Origin of the sequence: Saccharopolyspora hattusasensis (assembly GCF_050972075.1) — a bacterium.
Classification (GTDB): domain Bacteria; phylum Actinomycetota; class Actinomycetes; order Mycobacteriales; family Pseudonocardiaceae; genus Saccharopolyspora; species Saccharopolyspora hattusasensis.
This window is the reverse complement of sequence record NZ_JBPCDC010000001.1, coordinates 5,673,129-5,698,968: the sequence shown is the minus strand read 5'-3', so window position 1 is coordinate 5,698,968 and position 25,840 is coordinate 5,673,129. Positions and strand designations below refer to the sequence as shown.

Annotated in this window: 22 protein-coding genes and 2 tRNA genes; 11 read left to right on the top strand and 13 right to left on the bottom strand. The window is 68.8% G+C overall.

The genetic code is table 11. The features are described from left to right. Positions 1-88 precede the first annotated feature (88 nt). Positions 89-1,189: a zinc-binding dehydrogenase gene (locus ACRXBZ_RS27215; protein WP_433881494.1), complete on the top strand. Its 1,101-nt coding sequence runs from the start codon at positions 89-91 to the stop codon at positions 1,187-1,189. A gap of 23 nt (positions 1,190-1,212) precedes the next feature. Here the strand turns inward: ACRXBZ_RS27215 and ACRXBZ_RS27210 are convergent, their stop codons facing one another. Next, a complete protein-coding gene (locus ACRXBZ_RS27210; protein WP_433881493.1) occupies positions 1,213-2,118 on the bottom strand; it encodes a DMT family transporter in 906 nt (301 codons plus the stop codon). Positions 2,119-2,229: 111 nt separating this feature from the next. On the opposite strand from ACRXBZ_RS27210, the gene ACRXBZ_RS27205 reads away from it, so the two are divergent. Further along, positions 2,230-3,084, top strand: a complete 855-nt coding sequence (locus ACRXBZ_RS27205) for a LysR family transcriptional regulator (RefSeq protein WP_433881492.1) — start codon at positions 2,230-2,232, stop codon at positions 3,082-3,084. Positions 3,085-3,144: 60 nt separating this feature from the next. Here the strand turns inward: ACRXBZ_RS27205 and ACRXBZ_RS27200 are convergent, their stop codons facing one another. The 3 genes from ACRXBZ_RS27200 to ACRXBZ_RS27190 all read right to left on the bottom strand — a co-directional run bounded on the left by ACRXBZ_RS27200 (position 3,145) and on the right by ACRXBZ_RS27190 (position 8,036). Continuing rightward, positions 3,145-3,627, bottom strand: coding sequence for a DUF4233 domain-containing protein (locus ACRXBZ_RS27200; RefSeq protein WP_433881491.1), 483 nt, complete (start codon positions 3,625-3,627; stop codon positions 3,145-3,147). Beyond that, positions 3,624-4,991 carry a bifunctional tetrahydrofolate synthase/dihydrofolate synthase gene (folC, locus tag ACRXBZ_RS27195; RefSeq protein WP_433881490.1) on the bottom strand — a complete coding sequence of 456 codons (1,368 nt, stop codon included), beginning with the start codon at positions 4,989-4,991 and terminating at the stop codon, positions 3,624-3,626. The genes ACRXBZ_RS27200 and folC overlap by 4 nt, the downstream gene beginning before the upstream one ends. A gap of 339 nt (positions 4,992-5,330) precedes the next feature. Then, the gene (locus ACRXBZ_RS27190; RefSeq protein ID WP_433881489.1) at positions 5,331-8,036 is read right to left on the bottom strand and encodes a valine--tRNA ligase; all 2,706 of its coding nucleotides are present in this window, start codon (positions 8,034-8,036) and stop codon (positions 5,331-5,333) included. A gap of 127 nt (positions 8,037-8,163) precedes the next feature. Here ACRXBZ_RS27190 and ACRXBZ_RS27185 point away from each other — a divergent pair, with 127 nt between their 5' ends. Continuing rightward, complete coding sequence (locus tag ACRXBZ_RS27185) at positions 8,164-10,461, top strand: FdhF/YdeP family oxidoreductase (RefSeq protein ID WP_433881488.1); 2,298 nt, start codon at positions 8,164-8,166, stop codon at positions 10,459-10,461. Between the two features lie 251 nt (positions 10,462-10,712). Here ACRXBZ_RS27185 and ACRXBZ_RS27180 read toward each other — a convergent pair whose 3' ends face one another. Then, positions 10,713-11,321, bottom strand: a complete 609-nt coding sequence (locus tag ACRXBZ_RS27180) for a YwqG family protein (protein WP_433881487.1) — start codon at positions 11,319-11,321, stop codon at positions 10,713-10,715. Between the two features lie 279 nt (positions 11,322-11,600). On the opposite strand from ACRXBZ_RS27180, the gene ACRXBZ_RS27175 reads away from it, so the two are divergent. After that, on the top strand, positions 11,601-12,074 hold the full coding sequence (locus ACRXBZ_RS27175; protein ID WP_433881486.1) for a peptidase inhibitor family I36 protein: 474 nt from the start codon (positions 11,601-11,603) through the stop codon (positions 12,072-12,074). A 106-nt stretch (positions 12,075-12,180) separates the two neighbouring features. Here ACRXBZ_RS27175 and ACRXBZ_RS27170 read toward each other — a convergent pair whose 3' ends face one another. Both ACRXBZ_RS27170 and ACRXBZ_RS27165 read right to left on the bottom strand, forming a co-directional pair. Beyond that, positions 12,181-12,288, bottom strand: a complete 108-nt coding sequence (locus ACRXBZ_RS27170) for an MFS transporter small subunit (protein WP_433881485.1) — start codon at positions 12,286-12,288, stop codon at positions 12,181-12,183. Beyond that, on the bottom strand, positions 12,285-13,622 hold the full coding sequence (locus ACRXBZ_RS27165; RefSeq protein WP_433881484.1) for an OFA family MFS transporter: 1,338 nt from the start codon (positions 13,620-13,622) through the stop codon (positions 12,285-12,287). The genes ACRXBZ_RS27170 and ACRXBZ_RS27165 overlap by 4 nt, the downstream gene beginning before the upstream one ends. Positions 13,623-13,724: 102 nt before the next feature. Between ACRXBZ_RS27165 and fdhD the strand changes: the two genes are divergently transcribed. Both fdhD and ACRXBZ_RS27155 read left to right on the top strand, forming a co-directional pair. After that, positions 13,725-14,561 (top strand): formate dehydrogenase accessory sulfurtransferase FdhD, encoded by an 837-nt coding sequence (gene fdhD / locus ACRXBZ_RS27160; protein WP_433881483.1) that lies wholly within the window; start codon positions 13,725-13,727, stop codon positions 14,559-14,561. A gap of 72 nt (positions 14,562-14,633) precedes the next feature. After that, positions 14,634-15,509, top strand: a complete 876-nt coding sequence (locus tag ACRXBZ_RS27155; protein ID WP_433881482.1) for an alpha/beta hydrolase — start codon at positions 14,634-14,636, stop codon at positions 15,507-15,509. A gap of 234 nt (positions 15,510-15,743) precedes the next feature. Here the strand turns inward: ACRXBZ_RS27155 and ACRXBZ_RS27150 are convergent, their stop codons facing one another. Both ACRXBZ_RS27150 and clpX read right to left on the bottom strand, forming a co-directional pair. Continuing rightward, positions 15,744-16,382 (bottom strand): RBBP9/YdeN family alpha/beta hydrolase, encoded by a 639-nt coding sequence (locus ACRXBZ_RS27150; protein WP_433881481.1) that lies wholly within the window; start codon positions 16,380-16,382, stop codon positions 15,744-15,746. Between the two features lie 258 nt (positions 16,383-16,640). Then, entirely contained in the window at positions 16,641-17,921 is a 1,281-nt protein-coding gene (gene clpX / locus ACRXBZ_RS27145) for an ATP-dependent Clp protease ATP-binding subunit ClpX (protein WP_168586971.1), read from the bottom strand. Positions 17,922-18,022: 101 nt separating this feature from the next. Between clpX and ACRXBZ_RS27140 the strand changes: the two genes are divergently transcribed. Next, positions 18,023-18,199 (top strand): hypothetical protein, encoded by a 177-nt coding sequence (locus ACRXBZ_RS27140; protein ID WP_433881480.1) that lies wholly within the window; start codon positions 18,023-18,025, stop codon positions 18,197-18,199. 211 nt (positions 18,200-18,410) lie between these two features. Here ACRXBZ_RS27140 and ACRXBZ_RS27135 read toward each other — a convergent pair whose 3' ends face one another. From ACRXBZ_RS27135 to tig, 3 genes are all read right to left on the bottom strand, one after another. After that, on the bottom strand, positions 18,411-19,043 hold the full coding sequence (locus ACRXBZ_RS27135) for an ATP-dependent Clp protease proteolytic subunit (protein WP_168586969.1): 633 nt from the start codon (positions 19,041-19,043) through the stop codon (positions 18,411-18,413). A gap of 38 nt (positions 19,044-19,081) precedes the next feature. Then, positions 19,082-19,708, bottom strand: coding sequence for an ATP-dependent Clp protease proteolytic subunit (locus ACRXBZ_RS27130; RefSeq protein WP_168586968.1), 627 nt, complete (start codon positions 19,706-19,708; stop codon positions 19,082-19,084). A 214-nt stretch (positions 19,709-19,922) separates the two neighbouring features. After that, positions 19,923-21,281, bottom strand: coding sequence for a trigger factor (gene tig / locus ACRXBZ_RS27125; RefSeq protein WP_433881479.1), 1,359 nt, complete (start codon positions 21,279-21,281; stop codon positions 19,923-19,925). Positions 21,282-21,483: 202 nt separating this feature from the next. Here tig and ACRXBZ_RS27120 point away from each other — a divergent pair, with 202 nt between their 5' ends. Next, the gene (locus ACRXBZ_RS27120) at positions 21,484-22,422 is read left to right on the top strand and encodes a ferredoxin family protein (protein ID WP_433881478.1); all 939 of its coding nucleotides are present in this window, start codon (positions 21,484-21,486) and stop codon (positions 22,420-22,422) included. Between the two features lie 305 nt (positions 22,423-22,727). On the opposite strand, the gene ACRXBZ_RS27115 is transcribed toward ACRXBZ_RS27120, so the two are convergent. Next, positions 22,728-22,801 (bottom strand) — tRNA-Pro (locus tag ACRXBZ_RS27115). A gap of 115 nt (positions 22,802-22,916) precedes the next feature. Between ACRXBZ_RS27115 and ACRXBZ_RS27110 the strand changes: the two genes are divergently transcribed. The 3 genes from ACRXBZ_RS27110 to ACRXBZ_RS27100 all read left to right on the top strand — a co-directional run bounded on the left by ACRXBZ_RS27110 (position 22,917) and on the right by ACRXBZ_RS27100 (position 25,811). Then, positions 22,917-22,987 (top strand) — tRNA-Gly (locus ACRXBZ_RS27110). A 672-nt stretch (positions 22,988-23,659) separates the two neighbouring features. Further along, positions 23,660-25,129 (top strand): MDR family MFS transporter, encoded by a 1,470-nt coding sequence (locus ACRXBZ_RS27105; RefSeq protein ID WP_433881477.1) that lies wholly within the window; start codon positions 23,660-23,662, stop codon positions 25,127-25,129. Between the two features lie 55 nt (positions 25,130-25,184). Beyond that, on the top strand, positions 25,185-25,811 hold the full coding sequence (locus ACRXBZ_RS27100) for a 2'-5' RNA ligase family protein (RefSeq protein ID WP_433881476.1): 627 nt from the start codon (positions 25,185-25,187) through the stop codon (positions 25,809-25,811). Positions 25,812-25,840: the final 29 nt, after the last annotated feature.

Here is a 25,840-nt window from a genome sequence, read left to right as displayed (position 1 = left end):
GCACCTTCGCGCTCACACCTGGTGTCCGGCCGGTCGGCGCGATAGCTTCACGGGCAAACCGACTGGCCGGTCTGACAAGGGGGTCCGGATGCGCGCCGCCGTGCACACCGCCGCGAACCAGCCGATGCGGATCGAGGAACTCGCCGATCCCCGACCGAAGGCCGGCGAGGTCGCCATCGACGTGCGATCCTGCGGCGCTTGCCACACGGACCTGCACGTGCTCAAGGGCGAACTGCCGTTCCCGACGCCGACCGTGCTCGGGCACGAGGTTGCCGGCGTGATCACCGAGGTCGGGCCGGACGTCAGCGGGTTCGAGGTTGACGACCGGGTGGTGACCAGCTTCATCATGCCGTGCGGCCAGTGCGAGCAGTGCGCGCGGGGCAACGAGGAGATCTGCCAGCGGTTCTTCGAGTTCAACCGCGGAAAGGGGCGGCTCTACGACGACGAGACCCGGCTGTTCCGGCCGGACGGCGAGCCGGTCTGGATGTACTCAATGGGCGGCCTGGCGGAACGCTGCGTCGCGCCCGCGACCTCGGTCTACCGCGTGCCGGACGGCGTGGAGCTCAGCGACGTCGCTTCGGTGGGCTGCTCGACGATGACCGCCTACGGCGCGCTGCGCCACGCGGCGAACGTGCACGTGGGCGACACCGTGGCGGTAGTCGCGGCGGGCGGCGTCGGTTCGGCGCTGATCCAGCTGGCGGCGGTGTTCGGCGCATCGGTGATCATCGCGGTGGACATCAGCGAGGAGAAGCTGGCTGAGGCGCGGAAGCTCGGCGCGACGCACGCGGTCAACTCCGCAGAAGTCGACGCTCCAGCGGCGATTCGCGAGCTGACCGGCGGGCGCGGCGTGGACATCGCATTCGAGGCGCTGGGCGCGGTGCCGACCTTCAACATCGCCCGGGACTCGGTCGTCGAGGGCGGGCAGGTCGTGGTCGTCGGCATCGCCGCCAGGGGCACCACCGGGGAATTCGACCTGGCCACGATCGCCCGACGGAAGCTGCAGATCAAAGGCTCCTACGGCGCGAAGCCGCGGCGCGACATGCCGGTCCTGCTCGACCTGGTGGCCCGCGGCCTGCTCCGCCCCCAGGACGCGATCAGCCGCCACTACCCATTCGAGCAGGTCCAAGAGGCCTACGACGCACTCAAGCGAGGCGAAACCGTCGGCCGAGCCGTCATCGATATTGGCTAGCGCTCATCCGCCCAGGTTCGGCGTCAGCGGGAGGTCCTGGCGAAGAGGACTCCGGCGATCACCAGGGCCCCTCCGAGCAGGGTGTTCCAGCCGACCGGTTCGGCGAGCAGGAGCGCGCCCAGCGCCGTCGACCACAACGGTGTCACGTACGTGACAGTCGATGCGATGGTCGACCCGGCCGCGCGGATCACCCGCATGTTCAGCAGAAACGCGAGGCCGGTGCCCACCGCGCCCAGCAGCACCAGGGATCCGAACGCCGTCGCGCCAGGCCACGCGGGCACCGCCCCGACGACCGCGGCCGCCAGCGCGAGTTGGGTCGTGGCGCAGGTGAGTTGCACGGCCGTCAGCGCGGTCGCCGACTCGGCGCGGCCGGAGAAAAACCGCCTGGTGTAGGCGAATCCGGCGCCGTAGCAGGTGGTCGCGGTCAGGCAGGCGAGGCTCCCGACCAGCACCGCGCCGCCGACACCGCGCCATACTCCGAGGACTACCAGCGCCCCGCCGAAGCCGATCAGCAGGCCCACCATCCGGCGCGCGGTCGGCTTCTCCTGCGGGACGAGGAGTAGGACGAAGACGAGCGTGGTCAACGGCGTCGTCGCGTTCCAGACCCCGGCCAGCACCGAGCTGACGTGCGTCTCGCCGTAGGCGAAGAGCGTGAACGGCACGGCGTTGAGCAACAACGCCACCACTGCGGCGTGCCCCCAGGTCCGGGGATCGCGCGGCACCGGAACCCGCTGCGCGGCGCATACCAGCCACAGCGCCACGGCGCCGAAGAGGCAGCGCGCCAGCGCCACCCAGACCGGTGCGACACCGGCGTCGACGGCGACCTTGATCAGCACGAAGCTGGATCCCCAGATCGCGGACAGCAGGACGAAGCCCGGTAACCACCGTTCGGTCCCGCGCTCCGCGGACTCAACCAGTCGCTCGGCCATGCCACCACCTTGTCTGTCGCCGCCGCCGTTCTCCGGCGGCTTTCCGCCATCGCACAAGACCGGGCATCATGAGTCAAACAAGCAGATCTGAGCCATCGATGAGGATTTCTCATGTCGATCAACATCGCGCAGCTCCGCGCGTTCCTCGCGGTGGCGGACGAGGGCGGGTTCAGCGCGGCGGCCGACGCGCTGCGGATCAGCCAGTCCGCGGTGTCCCACGCCGTGGCAGCGCTCGAGAAGTCGCTGGGCTGCCGAGTACTGGTGCGCCAGGGAAAACCCCGGCCGACGGCGTTCGGCGGAACCATCCTCGAACACGCCCGGACCGCCGTCGCCGCGACCGACGCCATCCGCGTGCTCGCGGAGCATCGGGACGGGCGTCCGACCGGCCCGCTCCGGCTGGCCGCGCCGCCGACCGTCTGCCAGGGGCTGCTGCCCGAGTTGCTGGCGCGCTGGCGGGACGAGTTCCCGCAGCTGAAGATCCGCGTCTTCGAAGGCGAGGACGACGAGGTCGCCGACTGGCTGGCCTCGGCGACCGTCGAGCTCGCGGTGCTCGTGGATCCGCCGCCGGGCGACGGGGTGCCGATCGGCGAGGACCGCTTCCACGCGCTGCTACCGCACGACCACCCGCTGGCCGACCAGCGCGAGATCGACCTCCGCGACCTCGACGACGCCCCGTTTCTGCTGTCCTGCGGCGGCTGCGAGCGGCACGTCCGCGACGCCTACCGCCAGGCCGGGGCCCGGCTCGAACCCGCCCACCGCATCCGCGAGCTCGGCACGTTGTTCGCCATGGTCCGCGCCGGTGTGGGGATCTCGGTGGTCCCGGGCCTGGCCGAGCCGATGCTCGACGCCAGGCTCGTGCTGGTCCCTTTGCGCCAACGCGTAACCCGCAGTCTCGTCCTCACCGGGCCGCTGGCCAGGCCCTGGCACCCGGCCGCTTCGGCACTCGTCGAAGCGCTCCGCCGCTAGCTGCCCGTGAGTACTTTTCGGCGCTGTGACACCGAAAAGTACTCACGGGACGCGCAACGTTCAGTCGGCCTGTTCCGGCGGGTAGCCCGGCGGGTGGCCGAGCTGGTCGTAGAGCTGCCCCTCCCGCATGCGGCGGGCGACGTCGCGGCGCAGGTACAGGATGTAGCCCCACACCGCCGCGAAGACCGCACCCATGATCCCGACCGCCGGGTGCACGAAGGCGCACAGGATCATCGCGCCCTGCAGCGCGAGCGCGACGCCGAGTCCCCAGGGGCGGCGCTGCACGAACGCGGCCGCCAGCATCAGCACCGAAAGCACCGTGACGATGACGAAGCCGATGCTGGAGACGCCACCGCCGAGCTTCCCGACCACCGGCAGCGCGAGCATGAAGGTGATGAACTCCAGCACCAGCGTGCCCGCCATGATCCCGCGCAGGCCCTTCCACGGGTCGCGCACGCCGGCCGGTGCCTCGGGCAGGCCCTTTTCCGGTTCGGGTTTCGACTGATCGGTCACGACGGCTCCCGTGTCTTGCGGATGGCTCACGCCGGCTCCTTGCCGAACAGGGCGCGCGCCTCGCCCGCGGTCACCACGGACCCGGTGATCACAACGCCGCCGCCGGAGACCGACTCGCCCGGTTCCTCGGTCTCCTCGGCCAGCTGGATCGCGGTCTCGACCGCGTTGTCCAGCCGGGGTTCCACCACGATCCGGTCTGGTCCGAAGACGTCCTTGGCCACGCCCGCGAGTTCGTCGGGATCCATCGCGCGGGGCGAGGAGTTCTTGGTCAACACGATCTCCTCGACCACCGGTTCCAGTTCGGCGAGGATGCCGCGCGCGTCCTTGTCGCCGAGCACGCCGACCACGGCGACCAGTCGGCGGAAGGAGAACTCCGAGCTCAGTGCGTCGGCGAGGGCGCGAGCACCGTGCGGGTTGTGGGCCGCGTCGACGAGCACGGTCGGTGCCGCGCGGACCCGCTCCAGGCGTCCCGGGGTGACGACGCTGGCGAAGGCTTCGCGGACCCGCTCGACGTCGAGCTGCCGGTCCGCACCGGCACCGAAGAACGCCTCGACGGCCGCTAGCGCGAGCGCGGCGTTGCGCGCCTGGTGTTCGCCGTGCAGCGGCAGGAAGATCTCGTCGTACACGCCGCCCAGGCCTTGCAGCCGGAGCAGTTGGCCGCCCACCGCGACGGTCCGGGACAGCACCCCGAACTCCTGGCCTTCACGGGCCACGGTCGCGTCCACCTCGGCGACCCGCTCCATGATCGCCTTCTGCGCCTCGGCGGGCTGCGCCGCCACGACGGCGATCGAACCGGGCTTGATGATCCCGGCCTTCTCCTCGGCAATCCCGGCGAGGTCGGTGCCGAGGTACTCGGCGTGGTCAAGCGCGACCGGGCAGACGACCGCGATCTTCGCGTCGGCGACGTTGGTCGCGTCCCAGCTTCCGCCCAGCCCGACCTCGATCACCGCGGCTTCCACCGGGGCATCGGCGAAGGCCGCGAACGCCATGCCGGTGAGCACCTCGAACTTGCTCATCCGGACGTCGCTGCGCGAGTCCACGATGGACACATACGGGGCGACGTCCCGGTACGCCTCGACGTAGCCCTCGGGGCTGATCGGCGCGCCGTCGATGCTTATGCGCTCGGTGGCCAGCTGCAGATGCGGGCTGGTGTAGCGGCCGGTGCGCAGCCCGAGGCCGCTTAGCAACGCGTCCGTGATGCGCGAGGTCGACGACTTGCCGTTGGTGCCGGCGATGTGCACGACCGGATAGCTGTGCTGCGGGTCGGCGAGCAGCTCGGTGAGCGCCCTGATCCGGTCGAGCGACGGTTCGATCTTGGTTTCCGGCCAGCGTTCGTTGAGCTCGGCCTCCACCACGCGTAGCTCCTGCAGCGCGGCGGGATCGGTGCCGGACAAATGCTCACTCCCCTGCGATTTCTCGGCTGGGCACGACGAATGTCGAGGTCAGTCTACGTCTCGACGTCGAGCGGGCCGTCGAAGACCCGTTCGGCGGCGGTGGTCGAGCGGCCCGGCGGGCGAGATCGGCGAGCGGCGGCCCCGTTCCGAGGGCGCGTGCCCTATCGCGAGCCTCACTCAGGTTAGGCATGGCTAACTAATGCAACCGTTGAGCGTGGACGCACCAACCTGGCGACGCGCCCGGAAAGGAGCGCGGCGATTTCGCGCGAAATCGCCGCACCCCATGCGTGGTGGGTGGCGATTTCGCGCGAAATCGCCACCCACCACTCTCGTAACCGATCAGGCCTCCGGCAGCGCGGCCAGGCGCGCGTTGATGCGGGCGATGTCGGCCTGCGCCGTTTCGCGACGGGCCTTGATCTTGTCCACCACGTCGGCCGGGGCCTTGTCCAGGAATGCCAGGTTGTTCAGCTTCTTGTCGGTGCCCGTGAGTTCCTTCTCCGCCGCGGCCAGGTCCCTGGCCAGCCGCTTGCGCTCGGCGACCACGTCGACGGCACCGGAGAGGTCCAGCTCCACCGACACGTTGCCGCCGGTCAACCCGACCTCGATGGACGCCGACGAGGTGAACCCGTCGGCCGGCTCGGTGACCCGGGCCAGCGCCCGGACCGCGGGCACGTGGTCGGCCAGGCCCTGCTCCACGACGCCGCCAAGCTTGGCCGCCACCCGTTGACCCGGCTTTAGCCCCTGGTCGGACCGGAACCGCCGGATCTCGGTGATCAGCTTCTGCGCCGCGGCGATCCGCACCGCGGCCGCCTCGTCGGCAGCCGCCCCGGACACCTCCGGCCACTCCGCGATCACCACGGACTCGCGGCCGGTCAACGCGGTCCACAGCGTCTCGGTGATGAACGGGATGGTCGGGTGCAGCAGTCGCAGCAGCACGTCGAGCACGTACCCGAGCACCTCGCGGGTGCGCTCCGCCCGCTCGGCAGCGTCCTGCGGGACACCCGCACCCGGTCGCTGGTCATGGGCAGGCGAAGAATTATCGCCCATGCCAGCTCCAGAAGCGTTTAGCTGGACCTTGGACAGCTCCAGGTACCAGTCGCAGAACTCATCCCAGGTGAAGTGGTAGAGCGCCTCGGTGGCCTTGGCGAACTGGAAGTCCTCCAGCAGCTCGTCCACATCGGACACCAACTGGTCGGTCCGGTCCAGGATCCACCGGTCCGCGTCGGTGAGTTCGCCGCGGTCGGCCAGCCGCTCCGGCACCCGCGCGCCGTTCATCATCGCGAACTTGGTGGCATTGAACAGCTTCGTGCAGAAGCTGCGGGATGCCGCCACCCACTCCTCGCTGATCGGCGAGTCGGTGCCGGGGTTCGCGCCGCGCGCCAGGGTGAACCGCAGCGCGTCGGTGCCGTAGGTGTCCATCCACACCAGCGGGTCGACGGTGTTGCCCGCAGACTTCGACATCTTCTTGCCGTGCGCGTCGCGGACCATGCCGTGCAGCGCGATGACCTTGAAGGGCTCCACGCCGTCCATCGCGTAGAGGCCGAACATCATCATCCGGGCGACCCAGAAGAACAAGATGTCGTAGCCCGTGACCAGGACGCTGGTCGGGTAGAACCTCCGCAGGTCCGTGGTGTCCGCTGGCCACCCCATCGTGGAGAACGGCCACAGGCCCGATGAGAACCAGGTGTCCAGCACGTCCTCGTCCTGGTGCCAGCCCTCGCCGGTCGGCGGCTCCTCGTCCGGTCCGACGCAGACGACCTCGCCGTTCGGCCCGTACCAGATCGGGATGCGGTGGCCCCACCAGAGCTGCCGCGAGATGGCCCAGTCGTGCAGGTTGTCGACCCAGTCGAAGTAACGCTTGGTCATCTCCGGCGGGTGCACCGCGACCCGGCCATCGCGCACCGCGTCGCCGGCGGCCTTGGCCAGCGGGCCGACCTTGACGAACCACTGCAGCGACAGCCGCGGCTCGATCGGCTCCTTCGACCGCGAGCTGTGCCCGACACTGTGCAGGTACGGGCGCTTCTCCGCGAGGATGCGGCCCTGCTCGCGCAGCGCCTCGCGGACGGCGACGCGGGCCTCGAAGCGGTCCATGCCGTCGAACTGCGTGCTGGTGTGGGCGATCCGGCCCTGCTCGTCCATGATCGTCAGCATCGGCAGGTCGTGCCGCTTGCCGATCTCGAAGTCGTTCGGGTCGTGCGCCGGGGTGACCTTGACGGCACCGGTGCCGAACTCCGGGTCGACGTGCTCGTCGGCGACGATCGGGATCTTGCGACCGGTCAGCGGGAGCTCGATCTCGGTGCCGACGAGGTGCTTGTAGCGCTCGTCGTCGGGGTGCACCGCGACGGCGGTGTCGCCGAGCATCGTCTCGATCCGGGTGGTGGCGACCACGATCGAGTCATCGCCGTCGCCGTACCGCATGGAGACGAGCTCTCCCTCGACCTCCTTGTGCTCCACCTCGATGTCGCTGATCGCCGAGCGCATCTCCGGTGACCAGTTGACCAGGCGCTCCGCCCGGTAGATCAGGCCGTCGTCGAAGAGCTTCTTGAAGATCGTCTGCACCGCGCGGGACAGCCCGGCGTCCATGGTGAAGCGCTCGCGGGTCCAGTCCACGCTGTCCCCGAGGCGGCGCATCTGGGACAGGATCGCCCCGCCGTGCTTCTCCTTCCACTGCCACACGCGCTCCAGGAACGCTTCGCGGCCCAGGTCGCGGTGGTCGATGCCCTCCTCGCGGAGCTGGCGCTCCACCAGCGCCTGCACCGCGATGCTCGCGTGGTCCATGCCGGGCAGCCACAGCGCTTCGTAGCCCTGCATCCGGCGGCGCCGGGTGAGGATGTCCATCAGGGTGTGCTCGAAGGCGTGCCCGATGTGCAGGCTGCCGGTGACGTTCGGCGGCGGGATGACGATCGAGAACGGCGGCTTGTCGCTGTTGGCGTCGGCGACGAAATACCCGGCAGCTACCCAGCGCTCGTACAGCTCGGCCTCTACGTCGGCCGGATTCCAGGTCGACGGAAGTTCACGGGGCTGGGCGGCATGGGTCTGTGTCACGCACCGAATTCTACGAGTGTCTGTTCAGCGCGTTTTCCGGGCATTAGGCTGCGCCGCGACCAGCATCCGTTGTGACTCCCGACACCTCGGCGATGCCGGTCTGTGAATGGTGTCGCACGCTATTGCCATGTCGCGTGGAGCCCCAGAACAGGACATCGACGAGAACGCCCTCCGAGTCGGTCAGCCCGGCCACGCCGCGGCGGGCGTGAAGGGCGTGCTGGTCTCGCTGCAGCGCAGTTGGGAGCAGATGGGCCTGGCCCGGACCGCCCGGACGTTGCCGCTGCTGAACCAGCGCGCGGGCTTCGACTGCCCGGGCTGCGCGTGGCCGGACCCGCGCGAGGCCGAGGGTGACAAGCGCAAGATCGCGGAATTCTGCGAGAACGGCGCGAAGGCCGTGGCCGAGGAGGCGACGACGCGGCGGGTCGGGCCGGAGTTCTTCGCCCGCCACCCGGTCGCCGAGCTGGTCGGCAAGACCGACTACTGGCTGGGCCAGCAGGGTCGCCTGACGGAGCCGATGATCCTGCGCGACGGCGACAGCCACTACCGCCCGATCGGCTGGGGCGAGGCGTTCGAGGTGATCGCGGCGAACCTGCGCGGGCTGGCTTCGCCCGACGATGCCGCGTTCTACACCTCGGGCCGCACCAGCAACGAGGCGGCATTCCTCTACCAGCTGCTGGTGCGCAGCTTCGGCACGAACAACCTGCCGGACTGCTCGAACATGTGCCACGAGTCGTCGGGGTCGGCGTTGACCGAGACCATCGGCATCGGCAAGGGCTCGGTGTCGCTGTCCGATGTGGAGCACGCGGACCTGGTGCTGGTGGTGGGCCAGAACCCGGGCACCAACCACCCGCGGATGCTGTCGTCGCTGGAGAAGGTCAAGCGGCGCGGCGGGCGGATCATCGCGGTCAACCCGCTGCCGGAGACCGGCCTGATGCGGTTCAAGAACCCGCAGAACGTGCGCGGCGTGGTCGGCGACGGCACCCAACTGGCCGACGAGTTCGCACAGATCCGCATCGGCGGCGACCTGGCGCTGTTCAAGGCCCTCAACGCGCTGGTGATCAAGGCGGGGGCGGTGGACCAGGACTTCATCGACACCCACACGCACGGCTTTGCCGAGTTCGCCGCCCAGGCCACCGACGTCGACTGGGCGGCCACCACCGAGGCCACCGGGCTGGCCCGCGAGCAGATCGAGCGGATCGCGGAGATGCTGATCTCTTCGCAGCGCACGGTGGCGTGCTGGGCGATGGGGCTGACCCAGCACAAGCAGGGCGTCGCAACCATCCGCGAGGTGGTCAACCTACTGCTGCTGCGCGGAATGATCGGCAAGCCCGGCGCCGGAGTCTGCCCGGTCCGCGGCCACTCGAACGTGCAAGGCGACCGGACGATGGGCATCTGGGAGAAGATGCCGGAGAAGTTCCTGGACGCCCTGGAGCGCGAGTTCGGGGTGCCGGTGCCGCGCCACCACGGTCTGGACACAGTGGACACCATCCGGGCCATGCAGTCCGGCCGGGTCAAGGCGTTCCTGGGGATGGGCGGAAACTTCGTGTCCGCGACGCCGGACACCGACGCCACCGCGCAGGCGCTGCGCGGCTGCGAGCTGACGGTCCAGGTGTCCACGAAGCTCAACCGCTCGCACGCGACCCCGGGCCGGACCGCGCTGATCCTGCCCGCGCTCGGCCGCACGGAACGCGACGTGCAGGGCGGCGGGGAGCAGTTCGTGACGGTCGAGGACTCGATGTCGGTGGTGCACGCCTCGCGTGGGCGGCTCGCCCCGGCGTCCGAGCACCTGCTCTCGGAGGTCGCGATCATCTGCCGGCTGGCCCGCGAGCTGCTCGGCCCGGACCATCCTGTGCGCTGGGAGTCCTTCGAGCGCGACTACGACGTGATCCGCGACCACATCGCGCAGGTGGTGCCCGGCTGCGCGGACTACAACCGCCGGGTCCGCGAACCGGACGGTTTCGTGCTGCCGCACCCGCCGCGCGACAGCCGCACCTTCCCGACTGCGACGGGCAAGGCGAACTTCACGGTGAACGTCCCGGAGCCGATCCGGGTGCCTGCCGGGCGCCTGCTGCTGCAGACGCTGCGCAGCCACGACCAGTACAACACCACTATCTACGGCCTGTCGGACCGGTACCGCGGCGTCGAGGACGGCCGCCGCGTGGTACTGGTCAACCCCGAGGACATCGCGGAACTCGGTTTCGCGGCGGGAGATCTGGTGAACCTGATCTCGGAGTGGACGGCGGCGGACGGCTCGCTCGAAGAGCGCCGCGCGGACCGCTTCCGGATCGTCGCTTACCCGACGGCCAAGGGTTGCGCGGCGGCCTACTACCCGGAGGCCAACCCCCTGGTCCCGCTGAACTCGGTGGCGGAGAAGTCCAACACCCCGGTCTCCAAGGCCGTCATCATCCGCCTGGAACGGACCTGACCTGTCGCTGGTGCCGACCGCTGTCGCCAACAGCGATCGGTTGCAGCACGACCAATCCCCGCCACGGGACAGTGTGTTATGTCGTAATTCCCGGTGTTATGTCGTAATTCCCGAACCCCACCCCGAATGCAACCCGCGTCCGGGATCATGCACACGAGCCACCGCAGCCCTTGGATCGATCTTGTTTCTCTCTCAAGAGCAATGATCAACCAAGGGCTGCACGAGTGATCAACTGGACTCCCGGCAACCACCTAGCAGCATTGCCAGAGGAAGCGGCCTTGGCCGGTTTTCTCGTCGAGGAAGGCGTAGGCGACACCCGCGTCGCCCAGGTTCATGTCGAACGGTTCGTCCGCGCTGTCCAACTGCGCCACGAAGCGCCAGGTGCCGGGTTCGTCCGGCCACTCCTCGCCCTGCAGCCAGCCCGGTTCGCCCCAGAGGCGGCTGCGCAGCAGGTCGTTTTCGTCGTCGGTGGCGGCGTCGGGGTCGTGCGGGGTGAGTTCCGCTCGGTGGTCGGGGCCGAACGTCGGGCCGCGGCGGATGCTGGCCACCTGATAGAAGTCCGCCGGTTCGCCGGGCTGGGCGAAGAAGGCGTTCTCGCCGCCGGCCGGGTCGTAGGTGCCGTCGACGAATTCGCCGGGATCGTCCTCGGTCATGAACAGGTAGCCGAGCCGGACCGCCTCGCCCGGCAGGCGGATCTGGCCGATGAACCGCATCGGCCGGCCGGTGCTCGCTGATAGCGGCCAGGTCGGTTCGGCCAGCCAAACCGGCTGGCCGCCGAACTTGGTGACCGGTTCGGTGATCGGCTCCGGCGCTTCCACGAAGCCCAGGTTCTGCCGATCGAGCGGGGTGCTGGTGGCCATCACATTCCTCACTGTGCGGGGTGCGCGACCGACGTTAGCGCCACCAACCACCCCCGCAGGCGCGGGGCCGTGAAGAGCCGAACAACCTCCTGGACCAGTTCGAAACCTGCGTAATTCGGTGGCGATTTAGTGCCTTGAGGTACTGCTGGTTCGACCGGGTGTCGTCCAGTAACCCGACAGGCTGTAACGGGGACTCATTGGTGGACTTCCGCTGGCAGCGGCGGAAACATCCTGAAACGTCCTACATGTCGATCTTCCAGCCGAAAGGGAAAGATTCCCATGCGTCTGCGTTCGCTCGTCGCTGGTGGCTTCGCTGCCGCCATCGCTCTTCTTCCCGCTGCCGCCGGGCACGCCGCGGTCGCCGTCCCCGGGGCAGACGGTCCAGAAGCAAGAACGGTTCCAACATTCGTCGAGGAACGCGGAAGCGGCATCGAGCGGTGTCCCGTGGGTGAGTTCTGCTGGTACAACGCCCCCTTCTACAACCAGGGCCAGGAGAACTGGATGTGGCGGTCCAGGAATTCCCAGCCCGATCTCGGGCGAAGTCCAGGTAGCAGCGACGAGGCAGAGTCTGTGATCAACAGGACGGACCAGCAGATCACGCTGTACGAACACTGGCGCTACGGGCGATGCGTCACCGTTCTACCGGGCAGCCGGATCGACGACCTCGACGCGTACGGGTTGCAGAACAACGTCACGTCGATTCATCACGGCGACGAGTTCTCGTGCCCGAGCTGGGGATACATCGCCTCGTAGCGATCCGGCCCGGAGGTCCAGTCCCGCAGTGGACTGGACCTCCTGCTGCACGCGCGACCAGCGCGAGTCCAAAGAGGAGAACCGCGCTTCGGATTTGCGCCGAGGGTCAGCCGGTGAAGAGCTGGGTGACCTTCTGGACGAGTTCGTACACGCCGTAGGCGAAGGGCACGCCGACCCACGCCCACGCGAAGAGGAGCAGTCCCCGGCGGTTCATCGCGCACCTCCCGTGGCCGGTTCGTGGAACCTGGGGTTGACCGGCCGCACGAGTTCGTTGGCCACGAACCCGACGACGAGCAGGCCGATCATGATGTACAGCGACGTCGTGTACAGGTCCGGCCCGGTGGCACCGGCCGCCTTGCGGACATCGGCGATCGCGTTGACGATCAGCGGCCCCAACACGCCGGCCACCGACCACGCGGTGAGCAGCCGACCGTGGATCGCGCCCACCTCGTAGCTGCCGAACAGGTCCTTCAGGTAGGCGGGGATCGTCGCGAAACCGCCGCCGTAGAACGAAAGGATCAGCATCGCGAACAGCACGAAGACCGGGACCCCGGTCGCCCCGAACAGCATGATGCCCAGGTACAGCAGCACCCCGCCGCCGAGGTAGAGCCGGTAGATGTTCTTGCGCCCGAGAATGTCCGATGTGGACGACCAGATGAAGCGCCCGGCCATGTTGGTCAGCGAAAGCAGTGCGACGAACCCGGCCGCGGCGCCGGTCGCAACCGGTGTCGAGCTCTCCGCGAAGAAGCTGACGATCATCGGCGAAGCCTTCTCCAGGATGCCGATCCCGGCCGTGACGTTGCAGCACAGGACAACCCACAGCAGCCAGAACTGCGGCGTGCGGACCGCGTTGCGGGCCGCCACGTTCGCCGTAGTGATCAGCGGGCGGGCCACCTGCTTCGGCGCCGCCGCGGGGCGCCAGTCCGGCGGCGGCACCCGCACCAGCGCCACGCCCAGCGACATGAACACCCCGTAGACCAGCCCGTGCACCAGGAAGGTCAGCGCGATCCCGGACCGACCGGTGCCAAAGGCCTCCAGCATCTGGGCCGACCACGGCGAGGCGATCAACGCGCCCCCGCCGAAGCCCATGATGGCTATGCCGGTCGCCATGCCCGGCCGGTCCGGGAACCACTTGATCAGCGTCGACACCGGCGAGATGTAGCCGATGCCGAGCCCGATCCCGCCGACGAATCCATACCCGAGCACCACCAGCCAGTACTGGCCGAGCGAAACCCCGAGCGAGGACAGCAGGAATCCCAGCGAGAAGCAGGTGGTGGACACCGCCATGGCCCACCTCGGGCCACGGCGCTCCACCAGCGTCCCACCCAGCGCGGCGGACAGCCCGAGCATCACGATGCCCAGCTGGAACGGGAGCGCGCTAAGCGTTCCGGACAGGCCGAGGGCCCCTTCCAGCGGCGGCTTGAAGACGCTCCAGGCGTAGACCTGCCCGATGGACAGGTGCACCGCGAGGCCGGCGGGCGGAACCAGCCACCGGTTCCAGCCAGTGGGTGCGACGATTCGAGTGGGAGCGAGCAGGTCTGCGACCATGGGACCTCCCCGGCGCGGTGTTGATCACAGCGCGGCTGAGCATACTGTGTACAAACCCGAATGAAGCGCGTTTCGCCGACGCAGCCTGGCAGGGAGGGCCCGATGGGACGCGTAACCATACGACGACCGGTGCTGAAGATCGCCGCCGACGGCGCCCGGACCAGGCCGGACACCCTGGCCGCCGAGGAGCCGCTGGAGATCCGGGTCAACGGCACCCCGCTCTCGGTCACCATGCGCACGCCCGGCCACGACATCGAGCTCGCGCACGGGTTCCTGCTGACCGAGGGCGTCATCCACGACAAGGACCAGCTGTCCACGGCCCGCTACTGCGACAGCCCCGGCCCGGACGGCCGCAACACCTACAACGTGCTCGACATCCTGCTCGCGCCCGGCGTGCAGCCGCCGGACGCCTCGGTGACGCGCAACTTCTACACCACCTCGTCCTGCGGGGTGTGCGGCAAGGCCGCGCTGGACTCGGTCCGGCTGAGCACCCGCCACTCCCCCGCCGACGACCCGCTGACGCTGGAACCCGCCACCCTCATCGAGCTCCCCGGCCGGTTGCGGGCCGCCCAGCGCGTCTTCGACACCACCGGCGGGCTGCACGCGGCAGGCCTGTTCGATTCCGGCGGCGAGGTGCTCGTGGTGCGCGAGGACGTCGGCAGGCACAACGCGGTCGACAAGGTCCTGGGTTGGGCCCTGCTGGCGGACCGGGTGCCGTTGACCGGATGCGTGTTGCTGGTGTCCGGCCGGGCTTCGTTCGAACTCGTGCAGAAGGCCGCGATGGCCGGGGTGCCCGCGCTCGCCGCGGTGTCCGCGCCATCGTCGCTGGCCGCGGACCTCGCGGCGGAGCAGGGCATGACGTTGATCGGGTTCCTCCGCGGCCAGTCCATGAACGTCTACACCGGAGCTGAACGCATCGTGACGAAGGACATCGCCTGATTGCGCCCCATCCGGTTGGTGGCGGCACATGCCGTTGGCACGATAGAGCGGAACGGTCAAACGGGAGGGCGCATGGGCGACGGTGAATCGCGCGGCCGCATGCTGAGTCGGCGCAGCGTCCTTGCCTCCGGTGTCGCCGGGCTCGCCGCGCTGGGCGTCGGCCTGACCGCCGACCTCGACTCGCGCCCGGCGGTGCCACTGGCCGACGCGTCGGACTTGTCCGTGGAGCAGGTGTACTCGCAGGCCCGCAACTGCCCCGTCCACCTCGTCACGATGTACCCGAAAGGCGTTGCGCGCGAAGGACTTCCGGCCTGCCTGATGCTGCACGGCCGGTTCGGCGACGCGCGCAAGTCGGCGGGCGGGCTGCCGAACTGGCTGTCCGACTCGGTCGCGGTCGGCCGCATCCCGTCGTTCGCGTTCCTCGCCGTGGACGGCGGCGGGAACAGCTACTGGCACCGGTGGCCCGGCGATGACCCGATGTCGATGTTGCTCGACGAAGTGCCACGCTGGCTGGCCGAACGTGGCCTCGGCGGCGAAGGCGGCCGACCGTTCGCGGCCGCCGGCATCTCGATGGGCGGGTTCGGCGCGCTGCTCTACGCCCGCCGCCGCCGCGAGCAGGGCAACCCCCTGTCGGCCGCCGCCGTGGTCTCCCCGGCGCTGATCACCAGCTGGCAGGAGATGAGCAAGCGGCGGGCCTTCGCAAACGAGGCGGAGTGGGCGGAGATGGACCCGCTCCGCCACATCGGCGCGCTCGGCGACGTCCCGCTGGGCGTGTGGTGCGGCACCGAGGACCGCTTCATCGACGGCACCCGCCGCTTCATCCGCGCCGCTCAGCCCGACTACGCCTCGACCACCCCGGGTGGCCACAACAGCCGCTACTACCGCAAGGCGCTGCCGGAGCTCGTCGACTTCGTCGGCACCCAGCTCGCCCGCTCAAGCGACAGGTGAAGGGCTCAGCTCAGAGCCTGTCGGCGAATGCCGTCCGCGCCTTTGGAAGCGGCGTAGCCGCTTGCATTCACCTTGCCAAGACGACCATCGGCGGGTTCTGAGAGGTTTTCTGGCGAGGACGGCCCCTCCGCCGCGTATTTGGTCATACATCAGGAGGGGCACCCGCAGTCCAGGGAACCTAAGGTTCCGCTAAGCGACCACCCACCCAGACCATTCCGTTCACCAGTCAGGCTCTCAGACCAGGCGTAGGCGTTCCTGGGACGGGCCCGCGGCGTAGGTGTCCGTGTCGAAGCGGTCGTTGAGCGGGACCGTGCCGTACAGGGACCACCGCAGCACCGCCGGCCACGGACCGTAGCCGCCGTCGGTGTTGAGATGCCCGCCATCGAGGATCACGTCCACCTCGACCTGCAGGTCCTCGGCCAACGCGTGCGCCTGGTACATCGACAGGTAGGGGTCGCCGGTGCCCACCACGAGGCGGGTGATCCCGGCGGCCCGGCGCAGCGCCGAGGCGTCCGCCGGGTAGGGCGTGATGCCCTGGGCGCCCGGGTGCTGCCAGTCCCGGGCCGGCGGGGACACGAGCAGGACCCGGTCCGCGCGCCGGGACCGCCCGGCGATCGTCGCCGCGTGGTGCAGCCACAGTGCCACCCCGCAGGAATGGGCCGCGACGACCAGTTCGGCTTCCGGCGGCACGGCCTCCAGCCGCTCCCGAAGCACCGGCAGCCAGTTTTCGAGCATCGGCCGGTCGGGGTCGGGCAGGGCCGGCAGGTCCACCTGGACGCCCTGCTCACGGAGCTGCCCGGCGAGCCACTGCTGCCAATGCCAAGGACCGGAACCGGTCATTCCGTGAACCAGCAGGACATGCATCTCGCTCATGGCACCGCTCCCGGAGAAACGTTGGTCTGGTCGCACCCAATGATCATCTAACCCTGATGGATCCGCAGGCCGCGACCGGTATCCACCGATCCGGTAATGATTAAGACCAAGGGCGGCACCCACCCGAGGAGCAGCCCGAAGGGCACCGCCCTCGGAACCATTCGCAACGACTCGTCAACCGCTGAACGCGCTCGCGACGCGCAGGCCCGCGCAGGGGACATCACCGCACGAGCGACTGCGACACCGACCCAGCTGGCCTCAGGCGGACTTCTCGCGGCGCTCGCGACGAGTGGCCTGGCGGGCGACGATCGTCGGGTTGACGTTCTCGCGCACCGTCTGCTCGGTGATCACGACCTTGGCCACGTCTGAACGGCTCGGGATGTCGTACATCACCGGCAGCAGGACCTCTTCCAGGATCGCGCGCAGCCCGCGGGCACCCGTGCCCCGCAGGATCGCCTGGTCGGCGATGGCCTCCAGCGCGGTCTTGGTGAACTCCAGCTCCACGTTGTCCATCTCGAACAACCGCTTGTACTGCTTCACCAGCGCGTTGCGCGGCTCGGTGAGGATCTGCACCAGCGACGGCTTGTCCAGGTTGGTGACGCTGGCGACCGTGGGCAGCCGGCCGATGAACTCGGGAATCAAGCCGAACTTGATCAGGTCCTCGGGCATCACGTCGGCGAAATGGTCGGTGGTGTCGATCTGGTTCTTCGACCGCAGCTCCGCGCCGAACCCGACGCTGTGCTTGCCGACCCTGTCCTCGACGATCTTCTCCAGCCCGGCGAACGCGCCCGCCACGATGAACAGCACGTTCGTGGTGTCGATCTGGATGAACTCCTGATGCGGGTGCTTGCGACCGCCCTGCGGCGGCACGCTCGCGGTGGTGCCTTCCAGGATCTTCAGCAGGGCCTGCTGCACGCCCTCGCCGGAGACGTCGCGGGTGATCGACGGGTTCTCGCTCTTGCGCGCGATCTTGTCGACCTCGTCGATGTAGATGATCCCGGTCTCGGCCCGCTTCACGTCGTAGTCGGCCGCCTGGATCAGCTTGAGCAGGATGTTCTCCACGTCCTCGCCCACGTAACCGGCCTCAGTGAGCGCGGTGGCGTCGGCGATCGCGAACGGAACGTTGAGCATCTTGGCCAGCGTCTGGGCCAGGTAGGTCTTGCCGCAGCCGGTGGGCCCGAGCATAAGGATGTTCGACTTGGCCAGTTCGACGGCCTCTTCACCGCGGCTCTCCCGGCGCTCACCGGCCTGGATGCGCTTGTAGTGGTTGTAGACCGCAACAGCCAGGTTCCGCTTCGCCGGGTCCTGCCCGATGACGTACTGGTCGAGGAACTCGTGGATCTCGGCCGGCTTCGGCAGCTCGTCGAGCTTGACCTCGCCCGCCTCGGCCAGTTCCTCCTCGATGATCTCGTTGCAGAGATCGATGCACTCATCGCAGATGTACACGCCGGGGCCGGCGATGAGTTTCTTCACCTGCTTCTGGCTCTTCCCGCAGAAGGAGCACTTCAGCAGGTCGCCGCCGTCACCGATACGTGCCATGACCGCTGACCCCGTCCCCTCCGGCGCGCCGTCCAGTAGCGCGCCTGACCGTATGTGCCTCCGACGGTACCTGTCGTTCCCCGTGTTCGGGGAGACTCACAGTGTCCGCCATGGCCGAGCGTGGTGTGACCAGCACCGCGTTCGGCGTGTCGTGGACAACGGACGGGCGTGGCGAGTCCGCCACTATCCGGCCGTCCGCCCACTTCTACCAGGTGCGCGACCGCGCACTGCGGTATCGGGCGGTTGCTTCATCCCGCAACCCGCATCGCGACGCTTGACGCGGCGTGCGCGGAAGCCGCCGCAAGCGGCGCAGCCGCTTGGCCCACCCTCGCAACCGGCACCGCCGCGGGTTCTCAGAGGCCTTCTCGCGAGGACAGCCCCGACGTGGCGTGTTGGGTCATACACGAGTCGGGGATCCCGGGGTCGAGAAAGCCTCTGAGGTTCCGTTACTCGCACCGCTGCTCAGGACGAGCCGTGCATTCTTCTGAATCAGGACTTCTGCGCCGACAGCTTCCGGTAAGGCAGGACCTCGTCGATGATGCCGTACTCGGCGGCCTGCTCGGCCGTGAGGATCTTGTCCCGGTCGATGTCGTCGCGGACCTGCTCCTGAGACCGGTTGGTGTGCTTCGCCAACGTGGTCTCCAGCAGTTCGCGCATCCGCTGCACCTCGGCGGCCTGGATCTCCAGGTCGGAAACCTGGCCGTAGATGCCCTCGACCGACGGCTGGTGGATCAGGATCCGCGAGTTCGGCAGCGCCATCCGCTTGCCCTTGGTGCCGGCGGCCAGCAGCACCGCCGCGGCCGAGGCCGCCTGCCCGAGGCAGATGGTGCGCACGTCCGGCCGGACGTACTGGATGGTGTCATAGATGGCCATCAGCGCGGTGAACGAACCACCGGGCGAGTTGATGTACATCTGGATCTCGCGGTCCGGGTCGTCGGACTCCAGGAACAGCAGCTGCGCCATCACGTCGTTGGCCGACGCGTCGTCGACCTGGACGCCGAGGAAGATGATCCGTTCCTCGAACAGCTTGTTGTACGGGTTCGACTCCTTGACCCCGTACGCGGTGCGCTCGACGAACGAAGGCAGCACGTACCGGGACTGCAGTGACTGATAAGGGTTCACGACAGGTGACTCCTCGTTGCTAGGTCCGGGCGGGATGATCAGCTGCTCGGAAGGTTCGCGGCACTCGCCACGTGGTCCACGAACCCGTACTCGCGGGCCTCCTCCGCGGTGAACCACCGGTCGCGGTCCGAGTCCTGAGTGATCTTCTCCACCGTCTGACCGGTCTGCGCCGCGATCAGCTCGGCCATCTCCTTCTTGTGCCTGGAGAACATCTTGGCCTGGATCTCGATGTCCGAAGCCGTACCGCCGAGACCGGCCGACGGCTGGTGCATCATGATCCGCGCGTGCGGCAGCGCGAACCGCTTGCCCTGGGCGCCCGCGGACAGCAGGAACTGTCCCATCGAGGCGGCCATGCCCATTGCCACGGTGGCCACGTCCGGCTTGATCAGCTGCATGGTGTCGTAGATCGCCATGCCCGCCGTCACCGAGCCACCCGGCGAGTTGATGTAGAGCGAAATGTCGCGGTCCGGGTCCTCCGCCGCCAGCAGCAGAAGCTGCGAGCAAATCTGGTTCGAGATCGAGTCCTCGACCTGGGAGCCGAGGACGATGATGCGCTCCCGCAGCAGCCGCTCGTAAACCGAGTCGTTGAGCGAGAGCCCGTTCGTCCCCGTCCGCATGGACGGCGACTGCGTGTCGGACGCCGGAACAGTCAGGTGCTGCGTCACGTCTCCCTGCCTTCTCCCACAATGGGCCGTTGTCCACCGGGGCCACTTCGGCCACTCCGCCCACTTCCACAGTGGACCGCGCCCCGGCGATGTCCTGCTTCCCTCTCGGGTGATCCGCTACAACTGACCCTAACGAACGTGGACGGCACCAGCTTCCCAGTACCGCCCACGTTCGCTTAGAGCATGCTATTCAATTGTCCAGTCGAGAGGCGGGTCACTCCGCCGCCTTCGCGGCCTCGGCCTGCTCGGACTCCTGCGGGCCGAACAGCTCGTCGAGGTCCAGCTCGTTGCCGGCCCCGTCGGTGACGGTGGCCTGGCGCACGACCGAGAACAGCGCCTTGCTGCGGCGCACGTCGGCGTACATCGCGCCGAGCTGGCCCGACTGCTGGGCCTGCTGGACGAACTGGTCCGGGCTCATGCCGAAGCGCTGGGCTTGGTAGATGATCCGCTGGGTGAGCTCGTCGTCGGAGACGGACACGTCCTCGGAGTCGGCGATGGTGTCCAGCACCAGCTGAGTCTTGACCGCCTTCTCCGCCTCGGCGCGAGTCTCGGCGTCGAACTCCTCGCGGGTCTTCTCCTGCTGCTCAAGCCACTCTTCGAAGCGCGCCTCGTCCTGGTCGAACGGGTGCAACGCGTCGTGCTGGCGCGCCTCGATCTCCGACTCGACGATCTTCTCCGGCAGCGGCACCTCGACGGTCTCCAGCAGCGCGTCCAGGACGTTGTCCCGCGCCTCCATGCCCTGCTGCATCTTCTTGACCCGGCCCAGCCGCTCCCGCAGGTCGGCGACGAGCTCCTCGACGGTGTCGAACTCGCTGGCCAGCAGGGCGAACTCGTCATCGGCCTCGGGCAGCTGGCGCTCCTTGACGGAGTTGAGCGTGACCGAAACCTCGGCGTCCTTGCCGGCGTACTCACCGCCCACCAGCTTGGTGGTGAACGTCTTGGTGTCGCCCTCGCTCGCGCCGATCAGCGCGTCGTCGATGCCCTCGATGAGCTGGCCGGAGCCGATCTCGTAGGACAGGCCGCTGGTATTGGCGTCCTCGACGTCCTCGCCGTCGACGGTGGCCGACAGGTCGATGCTGACGAAATCGCCCTCCTGCGCGGGGCGCTCCACACCGGCGAGGGTGCCGAAGCGGGCGCGCAGCGAGTCGAGCTGCTCGGTCACCTCGTCCTCGGTGACCTCGACGTCGTCCACGCTGACCGACAGCTCGCCGAAGGCGGGCACGGTGATCTCGGGGCGGACGTCGACCTCGGCGGTGAACGCAATCTCCGCGCCGTCCTCGATCTTGGTCACCTCGATGTCCGGGGTACCGAGGGTGCGCACCTCGCTGCTGTTGACCGCCTCCAGGTACTTGGCCGGGACCGCTTCGTTGACGACCTCGTCGAGCACGGGGCCCCGACCGATGCGACTCTCCAGCACCCGCGCCGGGACCTTGCCCGGCCGGAAGCCGGGGATACGGACCTGCTGGGCGAGTGCCTTGTACGCGCGGTCGAAGTTCGGCTTGAGCTCGTCGAACGGCACCTCGACATTGATCCGGACGCGCGTCGGGCTCAGGTGCTCGACGGTGCTCTTCACGTGGTCTCCTAGTGCGAACGTGCTTGATTCCCGGCGCTGCCAACGGGCGCGGCATACCACCACGTCCAACGATGCCGGGCTGACCTCCGAGTCTATTGCTTCCCGCCGGGACACCCGGCCCGGGGTTGCAACTACCGGCGTTGGCAAGCCTCACCTAAGCCCGGATGCTCCGCCGAACCGTCATCCGTGTTTGAGTGGAAACGTGCACCACACCGCAGCCGACGCCGCTACCTGCGCCGCACTGTCCGAAGCGCTCGCCGAGCCGATGCCCGGCACCGCAGCGGTGGCCGCCAGCTGGCTGTGCCTGGAACAGCGCGGCCCCTGGGGCCACAACGCGCTGACCCAGAGCCACCTGGACCCCGAGCTCGGGCGGGCGCTGTCCGCGCGGGCCGACCAGCACCGAGTGCGGATCCAGCTCATCCGGCACCCCGGGCGGCACGCGGACACCGCCGGCGACCAGCCGCAGCGGGTGTTCCTCGCGCACACCGCCCCCGGCACTGGCTGGCTGCGGACGGCGACCACCACGGACCCCGCCGAACTCCTCGAACTCGACTTCGCCCGGATCACGGCCGGCCACCACGACGGCTGGGGGCAGCCCGCCACCGAGCCGCTGCTGCTGGTTTGCACCAACGGCCGCCGCGACCGGTGCTGCGCCCTCCTAGGCCGCGAACTGATCACGGAACTCGCCGGGCGGCACGACGGCACGGTCTGGGAGTCCTCGCACACCGGCGGGCACCGCTTCGCGCCCGCCGCGGTCGTGCTGCCCAGCGGGTACACCTACGGGCGGCTGAACGCGCAAACCGCCGACGCGGTGCTGTCCTCAGCTGCGGCCGGGAAGGTCGTCCTCGACCACTGCCGAGGCCGATCCACGTGGAGCCGCGCCGGACAAGCCGCCGAACTCGCCCTCCGGGAGCGCCTCGGCGAATACCTCGCCGACGCCCTACGCGTCACCGGCGAAGAAGCCCACCAGGTGCTGATCAACCACAAGGACGGCCGGAGCTGGCAGGTCGTGGTCCGGGAACGCGAACTCGACCCGCCCCGGCCCAACAGTTGCGGCAAGAAGGCGATCCGCCCCACCGCCTGCGCCGTCGAAACCATCAACCGCCGACCAGCGCCCCAACCGCCGAACCCAACTGAGTAGGCGTCACCGCGGTCACGATGCCCTCCGGCGGCGCCGACGCAGGCGAAACCGGCGGACCCGGCACGCATAGCGAAACGACGACCAGGAAAGCCACCGCAGCGCCCAACACCGCGCACACCACCAAGGTCGGCAGCTGGATCCGGAAACCGGACAGACTCCAATCGCGCACGAAAGGAAGATCGGCCGCCCCCCACAGACCGTTACCATCCGCGGCCGGCTGCTGCGACGCACATCACCACGCCGAACACGCCGACCGGCAAAAAGAAAACCGGCCACTCACCGATGGCGAGCGGCCGGCCGCGACGTCGGGGTGGCGGGATTTGAACCCACGACCCCTCGCACCCAAAGCGAGTGCGCTACCAAACTGCGCCACACCCCGTCCGACGTGCGGAGCACCCGGGAACTCCGGGTGCGTTGCGGAGAGCTTATCGCGACCCGCTAAGCTATGACACGCAAGGTCGCCTAAACCCGCGAGGGCCAGGCGGAACCAGCACGCGGGCGTAGCTCAATGGTAGAGCCCCAGTCTTCCAAACTGGCTACGCGGGTTCGATTCCCGTCGCCCGCTCCGAGTTGGGTACTTTGTGTCTAGTGGGCCTTCGGCCCACCTAGACCCTTACTCTTCGCCTTCGCTGTGGGGGGCCGAGCCCCCCACACCCCCCACGGCGCGGGGGGCGCTTTTCGACTGCCCCTCAGCTTCCTCACGTTCCCGACCTAGGCTTCCGACCAGCCGTGCCATAGCAGCGATCTCGCGCGGCCCCAGACCTCCACACTTCGCCACGCCACGGAGACCGAGCCCCCACACACCCACGGCCCGGGGGGCGCTTTTCGACTGCTTCTCGGCTTTCTCACGTACCCGACCTAGGCTTCCGACCAGCCGCGCCGTGGTGGCGATTTCGCGCGAAATCGCCGCTCCCCATGCGTGCTGGGTGGCGATTTCGCGCGAAATCGCCGCTTGGTCCTTCCCCGTTGGTGCGCGGTGTGTTCGTGCGCATCCAGTGTCGTCCTGCAGAGCGGCGTGCTGGGGCAGCGACCTTGCTCACAGTGTCCGTTGTGTCGCGCCTCTCGGGTGCGGCTTGCCGTTTGGGCGGTTCGTGCCGCTTCGCGGCTGTTGCGTTTTGGGTTGGGGTTCTGGGGAATAAAAAGGCTTTGGGTTTTGTCAGCGGGTTGGGCGAGGCTTGTGGTCGGGCTGATGGTGGCTCGGGCCCTTCTCGGCTCTTCTTGATCTCTTGGGGGTTTTGTGCGGCGGCTTGAGTACAAGTGGTTGGTCGGCATCACCTTTGTACTGGCGCTGATCATGCAGATCCTCGACGTCACCATCCTGAACGTCGCGCTGGCCACCTTGGGGCGGGAGTTCCGGGTCGACGCCGCCGCACTCCAGTGGGTGCTCACCGGGTACATGATCAGCCTCGCCGTGTTCATCCCATCGTCCGGCTGGATCGCCGATCGGTTCGGCAGCAAGCGGACCTTCCAGTCCGCCGTCGTCATCTTCACCCTCGCGTCCGTGCTCTGCGGGGTTTCCACCGAGATGTGGCAGCTCGTCGGCGCCCGGGTGCTGCAGGGCGTTGGCGGCGGGATGCTCGTGCCCGTTGGCCAGGCGATGCTGTTCCGAGCCTTCCCGCCCAACGAGCGCGCCAAAGCCGGGGCCGTGCTTTCCATCCCGATCACCGTTGCGCCCATGCTCGGGCCGGTGCTCGGCGGATTGCTCGTCCAATACGCCAACTGGCGGTGGATCTTCTTCATCAACGTCCCCGTCGGGGCCTTGGCGCTGTTCTTCGCCGTGGTGTTCCTCCGGGAGGAACCGCGGCGCGATCCGGGGCGCTTCGACTTTCCCGGTTTCGTGCTCGCCGGAGCCGGTTTGGCGACGCTGCTCTACGGGCTCGAGCAGGGTGCGCAGCTCGGCTGGGGCCAGCCCCAGGTCTGGTCGAGCCTCGTGGCCGCGGTGCTGCTCATCGGCGGATTGGTCTGGCGGGAGTTGACCGTCACGCATCCGATGCTCGACCTGCGGCTGCTGACCGACCGGTTGTTCGGCACCGGCAACGTGCTGCTGCTGTGCCAGACCGGGGCGATGTTCGGGGTGCTCTTCCTAATCCCGCTGTACCTGCAGAACCTGCGTGGGGTATCGCCCATGCACGCCGGCCTCGTGCTGATGCCGCAGGCCATCAGCATGTTGCTGACCACCCAGGTAATCAGCCGGATCTACGGCCGGGTCGGGCCGAAGCGGCTGATCCTGGCCGGGTTCGCGGTGCAGGTCGCGATCGGCCTCGGGTTGCAACTGCAGGGCACCGACACCTCGTTGTGGCTCCTGGTCGCGTTGCTCGCGGTGCAGGGCGTGGCGATGGGGCTGCTGATGACTCCGGTGCAGACCGCGACATTCGCCCGGATCTCCGGTGCCGCCATGGGGCAGGCCAGCTCGATGTTCAACGTCAGCAGGCAGGTCGCCACCGCGCTGGGCACCGCGATCGTCGCGACCGTGCTGGTGGTGCTCACCGAGCACGGCATGTCCACAGTGGATCCCGCTGCGGCCGGCCAGGTCGCCGAGGCGCAGCTGGGCGCCTACCACGGCGCGTTCCTGGTCTCGGTGGTCTTCGCCGGGCTCGGCCTGCTGCTGGGGCTGCGGGTGCGCGACTCCGACGCGGCGGCCAGCCTGGACACCCCGGACGCGAAGGCACAGCCGAGTGAACGCGAGCCCTCGAAAACCGTGAGATAGCTCAAGCTCGCCCCACTCCCGGAGCGGCCCGGGCAGTATGTGAGGGGTGACCGACATGCCGCACGCCGACCAGGTCCGCAATCACGCCCGCTGGCGCTCGGGCTGGCACGCCGGGCGCACCGGCTACGCGTGGCTGCTGCCGCTGGCCGATCAGCCCGGGCTGCGCAAGCTGGTGAACGGCTACCAGTACGCGCTGCGCGATTTGCCCGGCTTCGACCTCGTTCCGCTGGAATGGATGCACATCCTGGTGCAGGAAATCGGTTTCACCGACGAGATCGACGAGTCGCGCATCGAACCGCTGGTGGCGGCCGCCCGTACCCGGCTGGCGTCCGCGCTGCCCCTGACCCTGGCGTTCCACCACGCAGTGGTGCTGCCGGAGTCGCTGTCGCTGCCCGCCGAACCCCAGTCGACGGTGCTCGAACTCCGCGCCGCGGTGCGCGAAGTGACCGCCGAGGCACTCGGTGGAGCGACCCTCCCGGCGGAACCCGAAGACCTCGACAAGCACGTGAGCCTCGCTCACTCCACCACCGAAGGCCCGGCGATCTTCGCCGTCGCCACCCTCGGTGCCACGGTGGTCGACCCGACCACGGCCAAGGTGTCCGCGCTGTCCCTGGTCAAGCTCAACCGGGACCACTCGTGCTCCGAGTGGGAGACCGTCGCCGAGGTCCCGCTCGGCGTCTGAAAGCACGGTTTCGCCGAGTCCCGAGGACC